Raw genomic sequence first — 15,392 nt, 5'->3', positions numbered from 1 at the left:
GTATATTCATGAGCAACGTGTCCAAGGGCTATAGACCGCCTTCACCTCTAAAGGTATTGAAGAGTGCTGAAGGACAAGTAGTGCTTGTAAGGATCAAAGGTGGCATCGAGTATGTTGGAACACTGGATTTAATAGATCCCACGATGAATATAGTGTTGAGTGACTGTACAGAGTATGGTGGTGATGGTAGACCAACTTCGAGATATGGTAAGATAATAATAAGAGGCAGTCACGTGGAGTTCATCAGCACCAATTATGGACAAGTGGCACCAGACAAGGTTACTCTGTGATTAAGGAAAGAATATTATGGAGAAATATTACAGCAGGATAGAGATTTTCATCCTAGCTAATGATTATGCTGAAATGACCAAGGGTTTTCTAGCACAGCATGGTGTCTCCTACTTCATCCGATCGTCACCAACACCCCGAGTATCTGGATCGTTGTCTTCTACCCCCACCGAGGACGTGCTACCAAGGGGTCACAGTAAACCCGCCCTCCGGGAACATTGTCACGTTCCCTCCGACTACTACCACGTTCACGGTCACGAAGACGACGACCGCCACAACCACATTGACATCCACGGTGACGTCGACCCTGACGCAGACCATCACGGTCAGGCACAACTCAACGCTCACGCAGACGATGACGGTGACCCAGACAAACACCGTTGAAAACCCTGTCATAGCGCAAGCCAGCAAGGCAGCCTCAACTCTCGTGAGCACCGGCTACATCTTCATCATAGGCTTCCTCGCGCTGACAACAGCTATAGCCGCATCGATGAGTATCCTAGCTCACAGGCCCCTCTTCAACACGATCAAGAGAATTGAGGAGCTAAGAAAGAGGATCCAGGACTTCCTCACAGCCTCGTAGCCGTTTGCCCCTAGATGTTCACTCCAATCATTTTATACGAGTCCGTGATCCCATCTAGGGACATCCGCCTCGCCCACAGGGCTCTGGGTACCCGTGTGGGTTCATTGGCGGCGGTCGAGCCCACCGCCCCGCGGGGCTCTGAGTAGGTTCCACACAGCTACCACGTCCCTGTGCCAGTACTCGCCGCCCCTAGTGCACCTCCCAACCCTAGACCCGTTCTCGTAGGCGATCTCCGAGCCGTGAACCGGGCGGAGCCTAAACGTGTTCCTCGGATTTACCGTGCCGCCTAGAGGCACCTTAATCTAAAATTAGTAATAGGTGCACGGAAATTTGAGACAGAGGTAGAACAATGCTTTTAAGGGGAAAAAGATAGTATGATAGGGGGTCCGCGTTTGAAAAAGCCGGCCGAGCACGTAGCGCTAACAGCAGCGTTGCTGATCTCCGTTCTCGTAATCGCCCCAGTACTTTACGGGTACCACGTTCAAACATTTAGTAGCGCGGTTGCTGGAGGGTCGCGGTCTTACGACTTGTTGGGGATAAACAGCCTAGTTAAGTTCTACGTTGTTGGAAGCATCCCGAGTAGTGTACAGCGACTCTTCAAGTCATTGGGCATACAGCTCACCTATATACCGCTAGAAGAGGGCTTAGCAAGAGCGACTAAGCTTGAGGACAACTCAGTCGTAGTAATCAATACGCGGGATGCGGGACTCAAGCCCCTAAACTACTACTACGTGCTTACAAGGCTGCTCGACAAAGCCTCCAACTACATAATCGTGCTCGTCAACAAGGATACAAAGGCGCGGGACCATTTAGTGCTAGACGCTCACGCCTCAGTCTTCAAAGTACTCTCACAGGTCTACGGCAAGACCTACCAACCGGTAATAGTGTGCGACCCAAGCGACGAGGCTCTATGGCAACCTAGAGAAGGCGAGAAGCCCGGTGGTTGCAGACTGCACCCAGCGGTAGTTAGCGCGGATGCCGTGGCCTACTACACGAGGCCCCCGGGCACTGTAATAATTGAAAACCTGGACGAAAACAACGCAGCCAGCGTGGTGATCTTCGTATTGAAGGCCTACTTACCCGACAGCGTGTTCACCAGGCTCGCGCCTCTCTTGCCTAGAGACCTTGTTCCATCAACGTCGATTAAGGAGGGGCCTAGCGGCATGGTTCCGCTGGGCACCGTTGGCTGGATCACAAACTACACGAGGGGGAGAGTGTGTGGAGAACTCACAGGCTACCAGTCATTTTACATCCGATATTACTACGGGAACTTTACGTCGGCCATCGGCACTCTGTACCACGTGTTTTACGCATATGCTGTTCACTCGGGTAAGGGTTACCAGACCACTTGTGGGCGGTCTACAATCAACCACTACCCAAGAGTATTTGAAACCGTAATACACTGGAAGACTGACGCCTATCCTGGTCAAGTGCTGGACGACTGGGGTAAGAACGTCGGCTCGCAGAGGGTAATAACCTACACCATCTCATCAGGCATAGGCTTTTCTGCTACTATTGAATACTCGACAGGTTTTACAGAGCCAAACGCGCCATACTATACGTGGATGGACTTAACAGACCCGTATTTAGGTATGGTCAGAGTGAGACACATAGTTGAAAGAGGGGGATGGCCTGAGGACCGGCTGAACGATGTGTTATTTACGGTCGTGCCGAGTAGCTTTGGATACTTAGACCCTAACAAGCCTTATGGATACCTGCCAATGGTGGTATATCACTCGATGTACATGGAGCTGAACACCGGCGACAGCACGAACGTCACGATGGCCGTCCTTTTGTGGAGCAATAGCTATAGCTGGTGGATCACGTCTTAGCTTTATCTGCTTTACAACCGAAAGCCCCGCCCTTTAGGGCGGGGAGGAGGTCAGGGAGATGATTTTGTAAGGATTCATATAGCTCTACAGATATCAATATGATGATTGTCCCCGTTGATCCAGTTCTAATTTAAAGCCGCTTAAAAGGTGTTCCGGTAGCGAGCAGCAGGCATCATATAATTCAGATTTATCGCTTATTAACTTGTGCACCGGGTTCGCGATTCTTTCAACCAATTCCTCTTCAACGGCAACTTTATCCAGATTATTTTTAACTGGGTGGGGCCTCATACATCCAAGATATATTTTCCCACCGAATACTTTCCTCGCATAGCGTAAGTTATTTATCAGCGTGTCCGTACTAGGTAGAGCAATATTCCTTGATTCAGGTATGTATACTAGTAGCGTGATCTCCCTTAATCCATACTCCTCAATAACTTTGATTTCCCTGGTGAATATATCTATCGTGAAACCTGGATGCCAGAGATATATATGTGGGACAACGTGTAACCCAGCCTCAATCATTTTATTTAGGGTTTCAATGTAACTGTCGCCACTGAGATTCAGCCCTCTAATGTATTTTATTATGTAATTGCTAAGCGTGAACTCGAAGTCTATTACATCTATTAGTCTCTTGAGTGAATTAAGGAGCTCAATGTTCTTCTGTAGCCCTAGGTGAGCATTATAGATGAAGCCATATTTCCTTTTACCATCCCTCAAATAGTCAACGTATCCCTCGATTGGTAAACGTCCTTCTCTGGTGAATCCCCCGCTTACCAATATACCTCTAACTCCTGACTCAAATAATTCTCTAAGTGTTTTCCCTGGATCGCCTTTACTTAGGTCAACCATGTTTTTAAGGTAGCGGCCCCTACAAAACCTACAGTTTAACATGCAGGCTGGGCCCGTTATAGATACGGTTGTAAATTTTCTTAAATGCATGAAATACTTCAAGCCTTAACACCTATGCTCTCCAACTCTCTCATTATTTCATTTCTGTGTTTTTCAAGGATTTTACGTGAGGGGAAGTTATATATTACTCTGGGTAGGTCTGTGTAAAACGGCCTATTACAACCGGGACATCCCCTTGTATATAATGCCTCATAGACGTCTATTCCTGGCTGTTGTTTAAACCTCATGGAGTCTAGATCAATGTACTCTAATGGGTCTTCCCCGTTTTCAATGAGCTCTACTGCTAACTGGATTATCCTATAGTATCTTTTATCAATACTCTTCATGTTACTTGAGTCAAAGTAGTTGAATAACGCGACCCGAGCCCCCTTCGAGTATATTTTTATAATGGTTTCAAGGGCTTCTCTGAGGCTCTCGCCCAGACCTACGATGATGTGTACATAAACATTCCCCTCTCCAAATACGTCGACGGCTTCCTCAATGAACCTCCAGTAGATCCTCCACGCGTAGGGTTTCCCCCATTTAGTAAACAATTCCTCTGTAACGGTGTCAAGGCCTACTCCAAGCTTATCTACACCTAGCTCCTTGAATTCCCTTAGAATACTCTTGGAGACAGGTGTTATAGCCAGTGATACAGGGAGATCGCTTACTCGGGTTATTTCACGTATAAAGACACGGGCTTCCTCGATAAATCCCTGCTTAATAATTGTCTGGAAGCACACGCGGTCGAAGACGTCCCGCCATGAATCCAATACAGTGGCTAACTCCACGGGTGGCCAAGTCACCTTGCCAAGCCAGTCTTTACCAGCTCTCGAGCTTCTCGACTGATTACAGAACCTGCATTTACCGAGGCATCCGTTTTCAGAGTATTGAAGAAAGTATGCTGTTCTAGGTTCATCAATAATCTTTATATCTGCTAACCCGAGCTTTGCAAGCGTACCTATTGATGCCCTGACCAACATTGCTATTTCACACCTTAAATTTAAAATTAAAATAACACTATAAATACAGATAACCATGTTACAAAGTAATGCCCGGGATAGCTGCCATGAGGCTTAGAGTAATAATCGATCTAGATGGCGGATCGGCATTTTTCAATATGGGAATGGATGAGGCATTGCTTAATCTTAGGATGCGGGAAGAGATACCTGATACGCTGAGGCTCTACGTCTTCGACCCCTCGGCTGTAACCATAGGGTATTTCCAGAAAATAGAGGAATCGGTGGATATGGATTATGCGTCATTACACGGGATAGATGTAACGAGGAGGATCAGTGGTGGGGGCTCGGTATACCATGATAGAAACGGTGAAGTAACATATAGTATTGTAACACCCGCTAGAGGAGTCTTCAGCGATGTACGTGAAAGCTATGAAGTAATATGCAAGGGATTAATCGAGGCATTAAAGCTATTCGGGGTTGAAGCATCATTCATGCCCATCAACGATATCGTGGTTAATGGAAGAAAGATATCGGGCAGCGCCCAGGCAAGGAGAAAAGGATACCTGCTACAACATGGAACACTAATGTATGCAACAGACCTGGACACCGTGTCGAAGGTGTTGAAAGCTCCCCCAGTTAAACTGGTTTCTAAGGGAGTGAAAAGCATTAGAGAAAGAGTCATCACGCTTCAAGAAGCATTATCTAGGAGGGTCAGCAAAGAGGAGGTTGCCGAGGCATTGTTAAAAGGGTTCTCGAAGGCATTAAACGCCGAGATATACATAGATGAATACAGTGAAAACGAGTTGAGGCTTACCGAGGAACTATCCCTTAAGTATAAGAGCAGGGAGTGGGTATTTAAGAGGTGATACCATATGAGGCTGACAAGAGTACTTAGAGGGGAGAAAACAGTAAGCATAGACATCGAGGTTGAAGAATGCGCAATAAGGATGATCATGTTCTCGGGTGATTTCTTCGCCTACCCCGAGGAGAACATAGAGAAACTAGAAGAATCCTTAAAAAACTGCAGAAACCTTGAGTGCGTTGATAACGCTTTCAAAACCGTTGAAAACACATTATTCATTGGTGTCGACTGGGAAACCTTAAAGAATGAAGTAGTAAACATGTGGAGGGCACTGTGTAAGTGAATCAGCCTAAGTAATACTCCAATAACAACGCAGTCACCACACCAAGAAGAACTCCTATGGTTGATTCCGAGAAATGCTCCCTATGGGTTTCAGGGATTACTTCATGGACTACAATAAAAACCATTGCACCACTACTGACACCAGCTAGGATAGTGTCTAAACCCTTGTATAAAGTCCCTATGTAGCCTGAAGCCAGGGCTGCACCTGCTTCTGCAGAGGCGGCGAGAAGTGATAATAGTAGGGCAGACATCCTTCTACCCATTATTATATAGGGTAGTCCAGCCATAAATCCTTCCACAATATCCTGTAATCCTATGGCTATAGTAGTGGAAAACCCGAGTGCTTGATCAATAATTGTTGATGAACCAACAGTCAGCCCCTCTGGTATATTATGGAGTATCATGGAGAACGCGATGAGCCAGGCCATTTTAAGTTTTTGCCTGAAAAAGACTGGCCCCTCATATCCCTTAATCATATGTTCGTGAGGTACTATGGCTTCAAGAATCCACATAACTGTGAACCCAACCCCAAAGAAGAGGGGTTGTAAAATACCCCCACCGGTCTCATAGATCATGTTGAATGAGACTGTTAGCATGACACCACCGGAGAAACCGAGGGTAGCGTCTATGCCACTATCGGTGAATCTAAACCCTACTAGAACTGGAATAATGCCCACTATTGATAAAGCAAAAATTACGAGCGTATTTACTAGTAATACATCACCAATCACTCTGATACCCTCTAAGACTACTTACTGAATCCCTGTGCTAATTCAGCTAGTGTAGCTAGTTTTCCACTTATTCCCTCAAGTAGTTTGGTGCAGGTGTTCCTTGGTTGATTAACGATACAATTCTTCCATATATGCGTGTAAGCGGTGTTTAAATCACTATAATATTTATGTGCCTCCATAGGCTTTGATTCAAGTAAAGTGGTTAACACGTTATCGACTAGGTTCACTAGTGCATATAAGTACCTGTATTCAGTCATGAACCCGGGGTTTTTGACTATGCTAGCCTCCCTAATAGTCCTTATCTTTACTGCAAGCCATATGTCACCATTCATTTCAATGAGTCTCTCCATGAAAAACGCTGATTCAAGTGGTGGCATGTTTTCAAAGGGGCCATCTATAATGTATTCAAGGAGTCTCACATACTGTCCACCCAGGTTCCCAACCTTTATTAACTTCGAGAGCAACTCATCAATAACCCTGTACACCTTATCGGCTAACCCTATCTCGCTCAATGTATCTAGGATCGATATACTGCACTCCAACTCATTGATACCATGTTGCAACCTAGACTTCACTAAGCCCCCTATACTCTCCAATAACTTATCTACCTCTAGTTTTCCCACTACTTTACTGAAGAACTCGTTGAATCCATCCCTATCCACCATCTGTTTCACCGTACACAAAGCATTCAGAATAGTAGATAGTGGCCCAGGATCCTCATCTCGTATAAGGGTTCTTGACAAGGCTTCCACGTATCCTTCCGATTCACATGCATTGATTCTAATACATGCTACAAGTTCCCGGATATTTATGGATTCAATCAAGGATATCCACCATATTATGGTCGATCATGAGATTGCTTTAATTTATACTAGATCCTAACTACTAATATATCTCATAACCTTTAATCTAGCTGTAATTCCGGCTTATAGGCCGTTGGGAGTTCCTCATATAGTGTAAGCATTAGATTCGTTGAGTGAAATAAGGGAACGGCCATATAATTAGCTATGTGTTCTGATCACCGAAAAATTTTTATTCACCTAATACAATCATGTTTATAATAGAGTGTTAGGATGACCTAACAGGTATCGAACATGACTACAACACTGGACAACGTTAAGCCAGGGTCTAGGGCCAGGATCATTAATATATTACATCGGGGAGGCTGGGTTTACAGAATGTACCAGCTCGGGGTATTTCCAGGGGTAGAAGTAGAAGTAGTATATAATGACGGAAGAGGCCCCATAGTGCTTAGGGTAGGCGACTCAGAGATAGCCGTGGGGAGAGGGATAGCTAGGAGAATAATTGTGGAGTATAGTGGGGGATCATGAAGTGAAGACGGTCAAGGTAGTGTTTATAGGGCAACCCAACGTCGGGAAATCATCCCTCTTCAACCTAGTGACTAAATCCCATGTCGAGGTAGGTAACTGGCCCGGGAAGACAGTTGTAGTGCATAAAGGCGAGATCACGTATGGAAGCTACCAGCTCATACTCTACGATCTCCCCGGGATCTATGGTTTCTCAACATTAACGCAGGAGGAGATTGTTGCAAGGGAAGCCATATTAGCTGAGAAACCGGACGTCATAATAGTTATAGCTGATTCAACTATTCCAGAGAGAACTATGAGTATTCTCATTCAGGTGCTGGAGTTAACCGGTAGGGTAGTCCTTGTTTTCTCGAAAACCGACCTCACACACAGTAAGGGCATACATATAGATTACAGAGGGATAGAGAAAGAGCTAGGGATACCTGTAGTTCCAGTATCAATAGCCTCGGACATGGAGATAGAGGACTTACTTAAAGCAATAATTGATGTTGCAGAGGGTAGAAAGGGCCGTAGAGAACCCTTGAGGATCGATTATAATGGATTAAATGAGTACATAGACTCTATCGAGGATGTATTATTGAAGGCCGGGCTACCGATTGATCTCCCATCCAGGTGGATCAGTATCAGGTTAATCGAGGGAGATAAGATACTTGAGGAGCAAGTCAAAGCCGTTATCGGGCCGGCCATGTGGAGTAGAATAGAGGATACGGTGAGAGAGGCCCATAGACTACTAGGTGATCCCGCAGCAAAGATCACGGAAGCCAGGTTCAAGCTTATAAGTGAGATCTCATCAAGACACATAGCCAAGGTAAAGATAAAACATGGCTCAACGGTTTCAATATTCTATAGACCTCTCCTCGGAACCATTATTTCCATAGGAATATACCTACTAGTATTCACACTAGTATTCACCATAAACACAGGTTTCCCGTTAAACATAATTTTTTCAGCACTCGGCTTAGATAGTATCGCATTACTCCTGGAAGAATACTCGTTTAGCAGCCTAGTTGAGAAAGCATTCACATTCGTAACTAGCTTAATACAACCCCTCTCCAGTAGCAACCCTATTCTATACGGTTTCATAGCCGATGGAATTCTAGGTGGCGTCGCATCTATACTAGTGTTTCTTCCATTAATCCTACTCATGGTTTTGATCCAGGTAATAATTGAAGACAGCGGATTAATGTCAAGGCTAGCAGTATCCTCTCATGCATTCCTCTCTAGGCTTGGATTAAGCGGGCATGCGTTCTTCTCATTCATGCTTGGATTCGGGTGTAATGTACCGGCCATACTAAGTACTAGAACCAACCCTAACTCTCTGGAGCGGTTGAGGCTGATACTAACACTCTCATTTATACCATGCCAGGCAAGGCTTGTTATACTCCTTGCATTCACATCAGCTACTACAAGATTCTCCATGGGATTACTCATCGCTCTCTCATACATCATAAGTATAATTGTATTCATGAGTGTCAACTACCTGCTTTACAGGTTCAGCAGTATGGATAAGAAAGAACCCCAGTTATTAATAGAGATTCCGGCTTACCATAGACCTCTAGCCAGGGTAGTGTATTGGAAAACTATTGCAACAGTAAAGCATTTCGTGAAGAAGGCTGGATCAATAATATTTACTGGTAGTATAATCATATGGCTGTTAACATCCTTCACACCAACCCTCTCGTACACCGACAACATTGGAGAAAGCATTGCAGCAGTTGTTTCAAAGAATATGCAATTCATTACTATTCCTCTCGGGATAACCGGTGAAAGTGCATGGATTATCTCTATGGCCATCATAACAGGGTTCATAGCTAAAGAACTAGTTGTATCAACAATCCTAGTAGCCACGGGCTGTGAGACCATGAGTAGCGCCATGAGGCTCCTAGGCCTCAATGATTTACAATTGCTTTCACTAACTGTCTTCACAACACTCTATATCCCATGCCTGGCAACGGTTTCAGCTGTATATGAGGAAACTAAGAGCATTAAGCTGGCTTTCTCAGTATTGCTTCTTACATCATCGACAGCGTATATCGTTGCATCCATGTTGTATCATATAGCCTCATTATTTATAGGATTCCACTAGCTTTCCCTCTTCGCATGCTGACTCCCTTAATTTCCTGCTTACAACTATATCGGTTACTACTTCGATAATATCCCTTAGATACGCTATCATACGTGTAAGGCTTATCAATGGGCCTGCATCAAGGGTCGACGACTTTATTTTCTCCTCAACCATTCTTAGCTCCGACAGTGTTTTCTCGATCGAGGGTATTTTACTCTGGTTCTCGAGTATGGCTAGGTAGCTGTTGAGTATCTTCTCCGTTATCGGTATAACTTCGTCTAGTAGTATAACAACGTTGTCGACTACCTCCTTTTTACCTCTAGCATTATTATACCATCTATGGAGTAACACTATGTGGTCTCCCATCCTCTCAAGTATCTTAAGTAGGTTGGCTATAGAAACCGCCTCTCCCATTGATTTTAAACCTGTTTTATCCAGTAGGAGCTTACCATGCAATACCATGTTTAGCTGCCTGATTGCGTATAGGTATAGCTTATCTATTAAGCTATCTCTCTCCTCCATATCAAGGAGAGTATTTGTCTCCATGTTCCTCTTTAAATCCCTTAGTAAAGCCGGTATCAGCATACTCATTTTTCTCAGAACCTCTGATAAGGGCAGGGATAATATGTCAACAAGACATGCAAGCATGATATAGTCTCTTCCCTCCTCGATGATTTCCAGCCCGATCACGTTTCTTTCGAGCACCCTATAGATACTCTCCTTGAATGTTTCACATTGATCTCCGCATACGACTTTAATGGAGTCAACACCGTTAACATAGAGCGAGATAAGCCTCATAATGGATTCGTTTACTGCTTCACCATCATATCTGAGAATCTGACAATTATAGCCTACATTACCCTTAATGAATGAAGGCCTCACCAGTAGTGTGTAATCCGGCAGTATCTCCACCTCTACTTCATCCCCTTGCTTCAAATTATAGTAGTGCAGCCACTTCTTTGGAAGAGATATACCTAGCGATGTAACACCCATCTTCTGGAGTTTCCGCTTATACATAAGTGCTCACTCTTCTAAATACGTATTAGTAAATACCGTAAATATAGTTTGTACACGCTTCTTACAGTAAGAACTGTAATAATATCCGTGCTTTAACCTGGATACATAGTAATCATTATCAGGGGAATATTATGAAGGAGCCATTACTGCAGTCAATGGCGATTATTATGACTGTTCTCGCGCTCACAATAGCATTATACTTTATAGTTCTAGCACCCGATACACGGTTAGAGGGATATCATGGAACCCTTGTTATAAATGGAGCCGGCTCAACGCTTATAGCCCCACAGATACTTGAATGGAGTAAAGAATTCACCGAGAAAACCGGCATAGTTATCGAGTACTCTCCCACTGGTAGTGGAGCCGGTAGAGCAATGTTCTTCAATAAGACAGTGGTATTCGCGGTTAGCGACCCCCCATTGGATAGGGAGACATATCTTGAATACCGGGGCAGGGTACTCCAGTTGCCCATAGTGTTAAGCGCTATAGTTATCACCTACAATATACCTGGAATACCACGCGATATACAATTAAACCTGACTGGTAGAATTCTCGCGTTGATATACAAGGGTGAGATCACTAGATGGAACGATGAGAGAATTAAGGAGGTCAATCCAGCAATCGCCGATCTACTACCCAATAAAGAAATAGTGGCTGTGCACAGGTCGGATTCTAGTGGGACAACACGTGTCTTCACCGCTTACCTCAACAAGGCTGCACCTGATATATGGGGGAGCGAGCTTGTTGGTTTTTCAATCGAGTGGCCAGTAGATAGAACCGGCAGAGGCCTCGGTGGGAAAGGTAATGAGGGGGTTGCAAACCTTGTAACATCAACTCCCTACTCTATAGGCTATATTGAGGCCAGCTACGCGTTATATGTTGGAATGCCAGTAGCTAGACTAGAGAATAAAGAAGGATATTTTGTTACAGCATCCAGGGAGAATGTTCTCTCAGCTGTAAAACATGTTCTGAATCAATTACCGGGTAGTCCACTGGAAGATTTTAGCATGGTACTTGACGCGTTACTAAACACGCCCGGCCCAGACTCATACCCTATTGTATCATTCTCATACATGTTTATTTACAGTGACTATAAAGATGTATATGTTACTGAGGCATTAAGCAGGTTCATAGAATATATTCTAATAGAGGGGCAGGATAGACTACTCCCCGGCTACTATCAGCTCCCCGATGAAGTCATCGAGATAGGTCTCAAAGCACTTGAAATTATCTCGAGGGGAAGCTATAATGGGTAAGAGCGAGTATACCTTCTACTTACTCCTCATCCCATCCCTACTCTCATTCTCTATTCTCACACTTATCCTCATACATGTTGTCACCCTATCCCTGCCAGCATTTATGAGTCATGGGTTAAGCCTTCTCCTTGAAGCACGGTGGAACCCCGTTCTCCAGAAGTATGGGTTGCTGCCTGCATTATTGGGTACTCTTTTAACAGGCCTTGTATCAATCCTTATAGTTACACCCATATCATTATCCCTCACCTTCTTTATCTGCGACTTACTGCCGGGTAAGGCCTCGAGAATTTTTCACCGCTTGATCGAGGTAATGGGGGCTCTCCCAACCGTGGTCTATGGTTTGTGGGGAGGCTTTATTCTCTCACAGTTTCTATATAGTTCCATATATATACAGCTCCACGATTACCTAGACTATGTACCCTTATTCTCATGTAAACCGCTTAGTGGTCAAAATATTTTGTCCGCCGGCATAGTCTTAGGGTTATCAATGATCCCATATGCATCGTCACTGCTTATAGAAGGGTATAAATCTATTCCATCCAGGTATATTGAGGCTGCATACTCGCTGGGCTTCTATAGGTTTGAAGTCTATAGATTAATAACTGGTATATTGAAGCCCCTGTTAATAGCTGCTATAATGCTCTCCCTAAGCCGGGCACTTGGTGAGACAACTATTGTTGCTTTAACAATTGGTAATGCATATATGGCATCTGCCTGCATGCTGAACCCGGGTACAACGATGTCTGCATGGATTGTAAGCCAGTTTGAGAGCTCTTTCCTATATCCTGGCGTCTCATCTATTCTATACGCTGGTGTATTGATTGTTATGATGCTCTCATTCGTATCCAGCTCTATTGGTATAATGCTGATCAATAGGTGGAGGAGTATAATCCATGGCTAGGGATGTAAGAAAGGTCATCAATATATTAGTGATCCTCATAATAATATTTTTAAGCGGGCTAGGTGTTCTCCCACTTCTCTGGCTTCTCTACAGCACTGTATTAAACGGGCTCCCTCCATTAATTATGAAGGGCCTATCATTCATTACAGGGCTTCCAGGGACACCCATGGATACCGATATAGGCGGCATCGCACCAGCGGTTGTGGGAACCCTTATCTCGTCTACGATAGCTACCTTAATGGCTGTTGCCCTAGCTGTTTTCTCCTCGATGTTTACACGTGAATACCCATACTCGTTGGTAAGCGGGTTCATTGAAACAGTGATTAGGGCTTTCAACGGGATACCCACTATAATAATCTCCATGTTCATCTACAGCATCATGGTTATACGAATGGGGAGGCCGAGTATACTGGCTGGTTCACTAGCCCTCTTCATAGCCGTTCTCCCCACTGCACACTATTATCTCTCATCAGCGTTTAGAAGCGTTGAGGAGAAATACAGGGAGGCAGCTTTCTCACTAGGTTTTAAAAGAGTGCATTTGCTGAGATACGTGTACCTTGGAATAGCGAGGAGGCAGGTCGCCTCAGGCATCTTAATGACCTTCATAAGGTCAGCTGGTGAGACAGCCCCTCTCTTATTCACAATAGGTTTTCTAACAAATTCTGTTTTCCAGGGTATTGATCAACCCGGTAACGCGGTTTCACTATTGATCTTCAACTATGCATTATCCCCTTACAATAACTATCATATGGCTGCCTGGGGGGCGAGCCTCCTATTATTACTATTGATCCTTGTACCCATCTTGTTCATCGAGTGGTTTGTGAAGGAGGTGAGGAAATAGTGTCCCATATAGTGGAGACAAGGGATCTAACTATTAGGCTCGGTGGTAAAACAATATTGAATAAAGTGAATATATCCATTAGATGTAACACAATATCAGTGATCATGGGGCCCAGCGGCTCAGGCAAGTCAACCCTGCTAAGGGTGTTTAACAGGTTAATAGAACTGAATCCAGAAGCAGAGGTATCCGGTGAAATAACCATCATGGGCAAGGATATCTACGAGTGGAATCCATATGAGCTGAGGAGGCATGTAGTACTAGTACAACAAGAGCCAACCCCCTTTCCGAATTTAAGCATATTCGAGAATATAGCGCTACCAGCCAGGCTGAATAAGGTTGCCAGGAGCAGGGAGGAACTTGAAAAACTAGTCAGATGGTCCCTTGAAAAAGTAATGCTATGGGATGAGGTTAAAGACAGGCTCTGGAAACCACCAACTAGTTTAAGTGGTGGACAGAAGCAGAGACTATGTATAGCCAGGGCTCTTGCCCTACGCCCCCACATACTCTTACTGGATGAGCCTACAGCAAACATAGATCCAGTCAATACCTTAAAAATCGAGGAAAGCTTAAAGGAGTTGAAAAACGATATAACAATGATCCTAGTGACCCACATGCCCCATCAAGCAGCGAGAATAGGGGACTATGTATATGTGTTATATAATGGAGGAATAGTTGAAGAAGGACCTGTAAACGACGTATTCATACATCCAAGACACGAGGTAACTATCAAACTACTCGAGAGGGTGTTCTAAGTGAATCCGGATCTACTTAGGTTGAGGAACCAGGTGGCAAAACTATATCTCGAAGCACTAGAAGTAATCAGGGACTTAATGAAGCTACTTGACTCAGATAAGGATAGTAGAGAAGTATTAGAGAAGGAGCTGAATGAAAAGATTGAAGTGATATCTATCTCGCGTATCGAGTTAATAAATAACATACTAGTCTTCATAGCTAGAAACCAGCCGCTAGGCTTAGAACTCGTTGAGGCAAGTAATCTACTATACCTGGTCTACGATATATACCGGTTCGGTAGATATGCTAGAGAGATATTCCTAACCGATAAGAAAGGCGTTAGACTATCAACACCGGAGTTAAGGGATCTAGTAGAGCCAGGGCTGAAAATAGCTGTTGAAGCAGTAGAGAAGTCTTACAAAGCATACTTTGAGAACTGTACTTGGTGTATTGAAGAGGTGAGGAGGCTCGGCGTGGAATCAGATAAACTATATATTAAGCAGTTAGAGAAGATATCAGCCAATAAAGTAATCAACAACGTTGATGCGATAGCATTACTTGTTTTAAGACATATAGAGAGAATAGTGGATCACGCTGAAAGAGTCTCAACACTTTCAACGAATATATAGGAATCCACTCTTAACACTTGAAACCGTATACCTTATCAACAGGCAACCGAGCTCCTCCAGGGCTTTACAGTCGATAACACTCGTTGAACTGGTTCGCGGGTACTAGATAGACTTATAGCATCTTAGCCTTAAAATATATTAATATAAGCCGCTAATGACTAACCAAGAATTCTACCATGCGATTAATGCACTATC

General features: G+C 44.2%; 18 protein-coding genes. 12 read left to right on the top strand and 6 right to left on the bottom strand.

Annotation, left to right across the window (positions count from 1 at the left end):
- Positions 1–8 precede the first annotated feature (8 nt).
- Positions 9–290, top strand: coding sequence for an LSM domain-containing protein (locus tag SPHMEL_RS01610; RefSeq protein ID WP_012607765.1), 282 nt, complete (start codon positions 9–11; stop codon positions 288–290).
- Positions 291–468: 178 nt separating this feature from the next.
- On the opposite strand, the gene SPHMEL_RS07265 is transcribed toward SPHMEL_RS01610, so the two are convergent.
- Positions 469–666 carry a hypothetical protein gene (locus tag SPHMEL_RS07265; protein ID WP_156915408.1) on the bottom strand — a complete coding sequence of 66 codons (198 nt, stop codon included), beginning with the start codon at positions 664–666 and terminating at the stop codon, positions 469–471.
- Between SPHMEL_RS07265 and SPHMEL_RS01605 the strand changes: the two genes are divergently transcribed.
- On the top strand, positions 650–871 hold the full coding sequence (locus SPHMEL_RS01605) for a hypothetical protein (protein WP_042667004.1): 222 nt from the start codon (positions 650–652) through the stop codon (positions 869–871). The two genes, SPHMEL_RS07265 and SPHMEL_RS01605, sit on opposite strands and share 17 nt — an antisense overlap.
- Before the next feature lie 392 nt (positions 872–1,263).
- A complete protein-coding gene (locus SPHMEL_RS01600; RefSeq protein WP_042667002.1) occupies positions 1,264–2,703 on the top strand; it encodes a hypothetical protein in 1,440 nt (479 codons plus the stop codon).
- Between the two features lie 93 nt (positions 2,704–2,796).
- On the opposite strand, the gene SPHMEL_RS01595 is transcribed toward SPHMEL_RS01600, so the two are convergent.
- The gene (locus tag SPHMEL_RS01595) at positions 2,797–3,654 is read right to left on the bottom strand and encodes a LipS1 family lipoyl synthase (protein WP_042667000.1); all 858 of its coding nucleotides are present in this window, start codon (positions 3,652–3,654) and stop codon (positions 2,797–2,799) included.
- The gene (locus SPHMEL_RS01590) at positions 3,651–4,574 is read right to left on the bottom strand and encodes a LipS2 family lipoyl synthase (protein ID WP_042666998.1); all 924 of its coding nucleotides are present in this window, start codon (positions 4,572–4,574) and stop codon (positions 3,651–3,653) included. Before SPHMEL_RS01590 ends, SPHMEL_RS01595 begins: the two co-directional genes overlap by 4 nt.
- A gap of 68 nt (positions 4,575–4,642) precedes the next feature.
- On the opposite strand from SPHMEL_RS01590, the gene SPHMEL_RS01585 reads away from it, so the two are divergent.
- Positions 4,643–5,419 (top strand): lipoate--protein ligase family protein, encoded by a 777-nt coding sequence (locus tag SPHMEL_RS01585; RefSeq protein ID WP_232216708.1) that lies wholly within the window; start codon positions 4,643–4,645, stop codon positions 5,417–5,419.
- 6 nt (positions 5,420–5,425) lie between these two features.
- Positions 5,426–5,698, top strand: a complete 273-nt coding sequence (locus tag SPHMEL_RS01580) for a lipoate protein ligase C-terminal domain-containing protein (protein ID WP_042666995.1) — start codon at positions 5,426–5,428, stop codon at positions 5,696–5,698.
- Between the two features lies 1 nt (position 5,699).
- Here SPHMEL_RS01580 and SPHMEL_RS01575 read toward each other — a convergent pair whose 3' ends face one another.
- Both SPHMEL_RS01575 and SPHMEL_RS01570 read right to left on the bottom strand, forming a co-directional pair.
- Positions 5,700–6,428: a ZIP family metal transporter gene (locus tag SPHMEL_RS01575; RefSeq protein WP_042666993.1), complete on the bottom strand. Its 729-nt coding sequence runs from the start codon at positions 6,426–6,428 to the stop codon at positions 5,700–5,702.
- Positions 6,429–6,445: 17 nt separating this feature from the next.
- Positions 6,446–7,252: a hypothetical protein gene (locus tag SPHMEL_RS01570; protein WP_232216707.1), complete on the bottom strand. Its 807-nt coding sequence runs from the start codon at positions 7,250–7,252 to the stop codon at positions 6,446–6,448.
- Positions 7,253–7,522: 270 nt separating this feature from the next.
- Between SPHMEL_RS01570 and SPHMEL_RS01565 the strand changes: the two genes are divergently transcribed.
- Both SPHMEL_RS01565 and feoB read left to right on the top strand, forming a co-directional pair.
- A complete protein-coding gene (locus tag SPHMEL_RS01565; protein WP_042666990.1) occupies positions 7,523–7,759 on the top strand; it encodes a FeoA family protein in 237 nt (78 codons plus the stop codon).
- A 1-nt stretch (position 7,760) separates the two neighbouring features.
- Positions 7,761–9,842 carry a ferrous iron transport protein B gene (gene feoB / locus SPHMEL_RS01560; protein ID WP_232216706.1) on the top strand — a complete coding sequence of 694 codons (2,082 nt, stop codon included), beginning with the start codon at positions 7,761–7,763 and terminating at the stop codon, positions 9,840–9,842.
- Here feoB and SPHMEL_RS01555 read toward each other — a convergent pair.
- A complete protein-coding gene (locus SPHMEL_RS01555; protein ID WP_042666989.1) occupies positions 9,822–10,838 on the bottom strand; it encodes an AbrB/MazE/SpoVT family DNA-binding domain-containing protein in 1,017 nt (338 codons plus the stop codon). The genes feoB and SPHMEL_RS01555 overlap by 21 nt on opposite strands.
- Positions 10,839–10,969: 131 nt before the next feature.
- Here SPHMEL_RS01555 and pstS point away from each other — a divergent pair, with 131 nt between their 5' ends.
- The 5 genes from pstS to SPHMEL_RS01530 are packed head-to-tail and all read left to right on the top strand — an operon-like array spanning position 10,970 to position 15,197.
- On the top strand, positions 10,970–12,094 hold the full coding sequence (pstS, locus tag SPHMEL_RS01550; protein WP_042666988.1) for a phosphate ABC transporter substrate-binding protein PstS: 1,125 nt from the start codon (positions 10,970–10,972) through the stop codon (positions 12,092–12,094).
- On the top strand, positions 12,087–12,995 hold the full coding sequence (locus SPHMEL_RS01545) for a PstC family ABC transporter permease (protein WP_042666986.1): 909 nt from the start codon (positions 12,087–12,089) through the stop codon (positions 12,993–12,995). Before pstS ends, SPHMEL_RS01545 begins: the two co-directional genes overlap by 8 nt.
- Positions 12,988–13,836 carry a PstA family ABC transporter permease gene (locus SPHMEL_RS01540; protein WP_042666985.1) on the top strand — a complete coding sequence of 283 codons (849 nt, stop codon included), beginning with the start codon at positions 12,988–12,990 and terminating at the stop codon, positions 13,834–13,836. Before SPHMEL_RS01545 ends, SPHMEL_RS01540 begins: the two co-directional genes overlap by 8 nt.
- Positions 13,836–14,588 carry a phosphate ABC transporter ATP-binding protein gene (locus SPHMEL_RS01535; protein ID WP_042666983.1) on the top strand — a complete coding sequence of 251 codons (753 nt, stop codon included), beginning with the start codon at positions 13,836–13,838 and terminating at the stop codon, positions 14,586–14,588. Before SPHMEL_RS01540 ends, SPHMEL_RS01535 begins: the two co-directional genes overlap by 1 nt.
- Positions 14,589–15,197 carry a PhoU domain-containing protein gene (locus tag SPHMEL_RS01530; RefSeq protein WP_012607734.1) on the top strand — a complete coding sequence of 203 codons (609 nt, stop codon included), beginning with the start codon at positions 14,589–14,591 and terminating at the stop codon, positions 15,195–15,197.
- Positions 15,198–15,392 lie beyond the last annotated feature (195 nt).

Source organism: Desulfurococcus amylolyticus Z-533 (assembly GCF_000513855.1).
GTDB lineage: Archaea > Thermoproteota > Thermoprotei_A > Sulfolobales > Desulfurococcaceae > Desulfurococcus > Desulfurococcus amylolyticus.
This window is presented reverse-complemented; position numbering and strand designations above follow the sequence as displayed.

Bases quoted from the DNA above. Each gene is read 5' to 3' on its own strand.
- SPHMEL_RS01610 (WP_012607765.1), top strand. From the start codon at position 9: ATGAGCAACGTGTCCAAGGGCTATAGACCGCCTTCACCTCTAAAGGTA.
- SPHMEL_RS01590 (WP_042666998.1), bottom strand. From the start codon at position 4,574: ATGTTGGTCAGGGCATCAATAGGTACGCTTGCAAAGCTCGGGTTAGCA.
- SPHMEL_RS01585 (WP_232216708.1), top strand. From the start codon at position 4,643: ATGCCCGGGATAGCTGCCATGAGGCTTAGAGTAATAATCGATCTAGAT.
- SPHMEL_RS01580 (WP_042666995.1), top strand. From the start codon at position 5,426: ATGAGGCTGACAAGAGTACTTAGAGGGGAGAAAACAGTAAGCATAGAC.
- SPHMEL_RS01565 (WP_042666990.1), top strand. From the start codon at position 7,523: ATGACTACAACACTGGACAACGTTAAGCCAGGGTCTAGGGCCAGGATC.
- SPHMEL_RS01555 (WP_042666989.1), bottom strand. From the start codon at position 10,838: ATGTATAAGCGGAAACTCCAGAAGATGGGTGTTACATCGCTAGGTATA.
- pstS (WP_042666988.1), top strand. From the start codon at position 10,970: ATGAAGGAGCCATTACTGCAGTCAATGGCGATTATTATGACTGTTCTC.
- SPHMEL_RS01545 (WP_042666986.1), top strand. From the start codon at position 12,087: ATGGGTAAGAGCGAGTATACCTTCTACTTACTCCTCATCCCATCCCTA.
- SPHMEL_RS01540 (WP_042666985.1), top strand. From the start codon at position 12,988: ATGGCTAGGGATGTAAGAAAGGTCATCAATATATTAGTGATCCTCATA.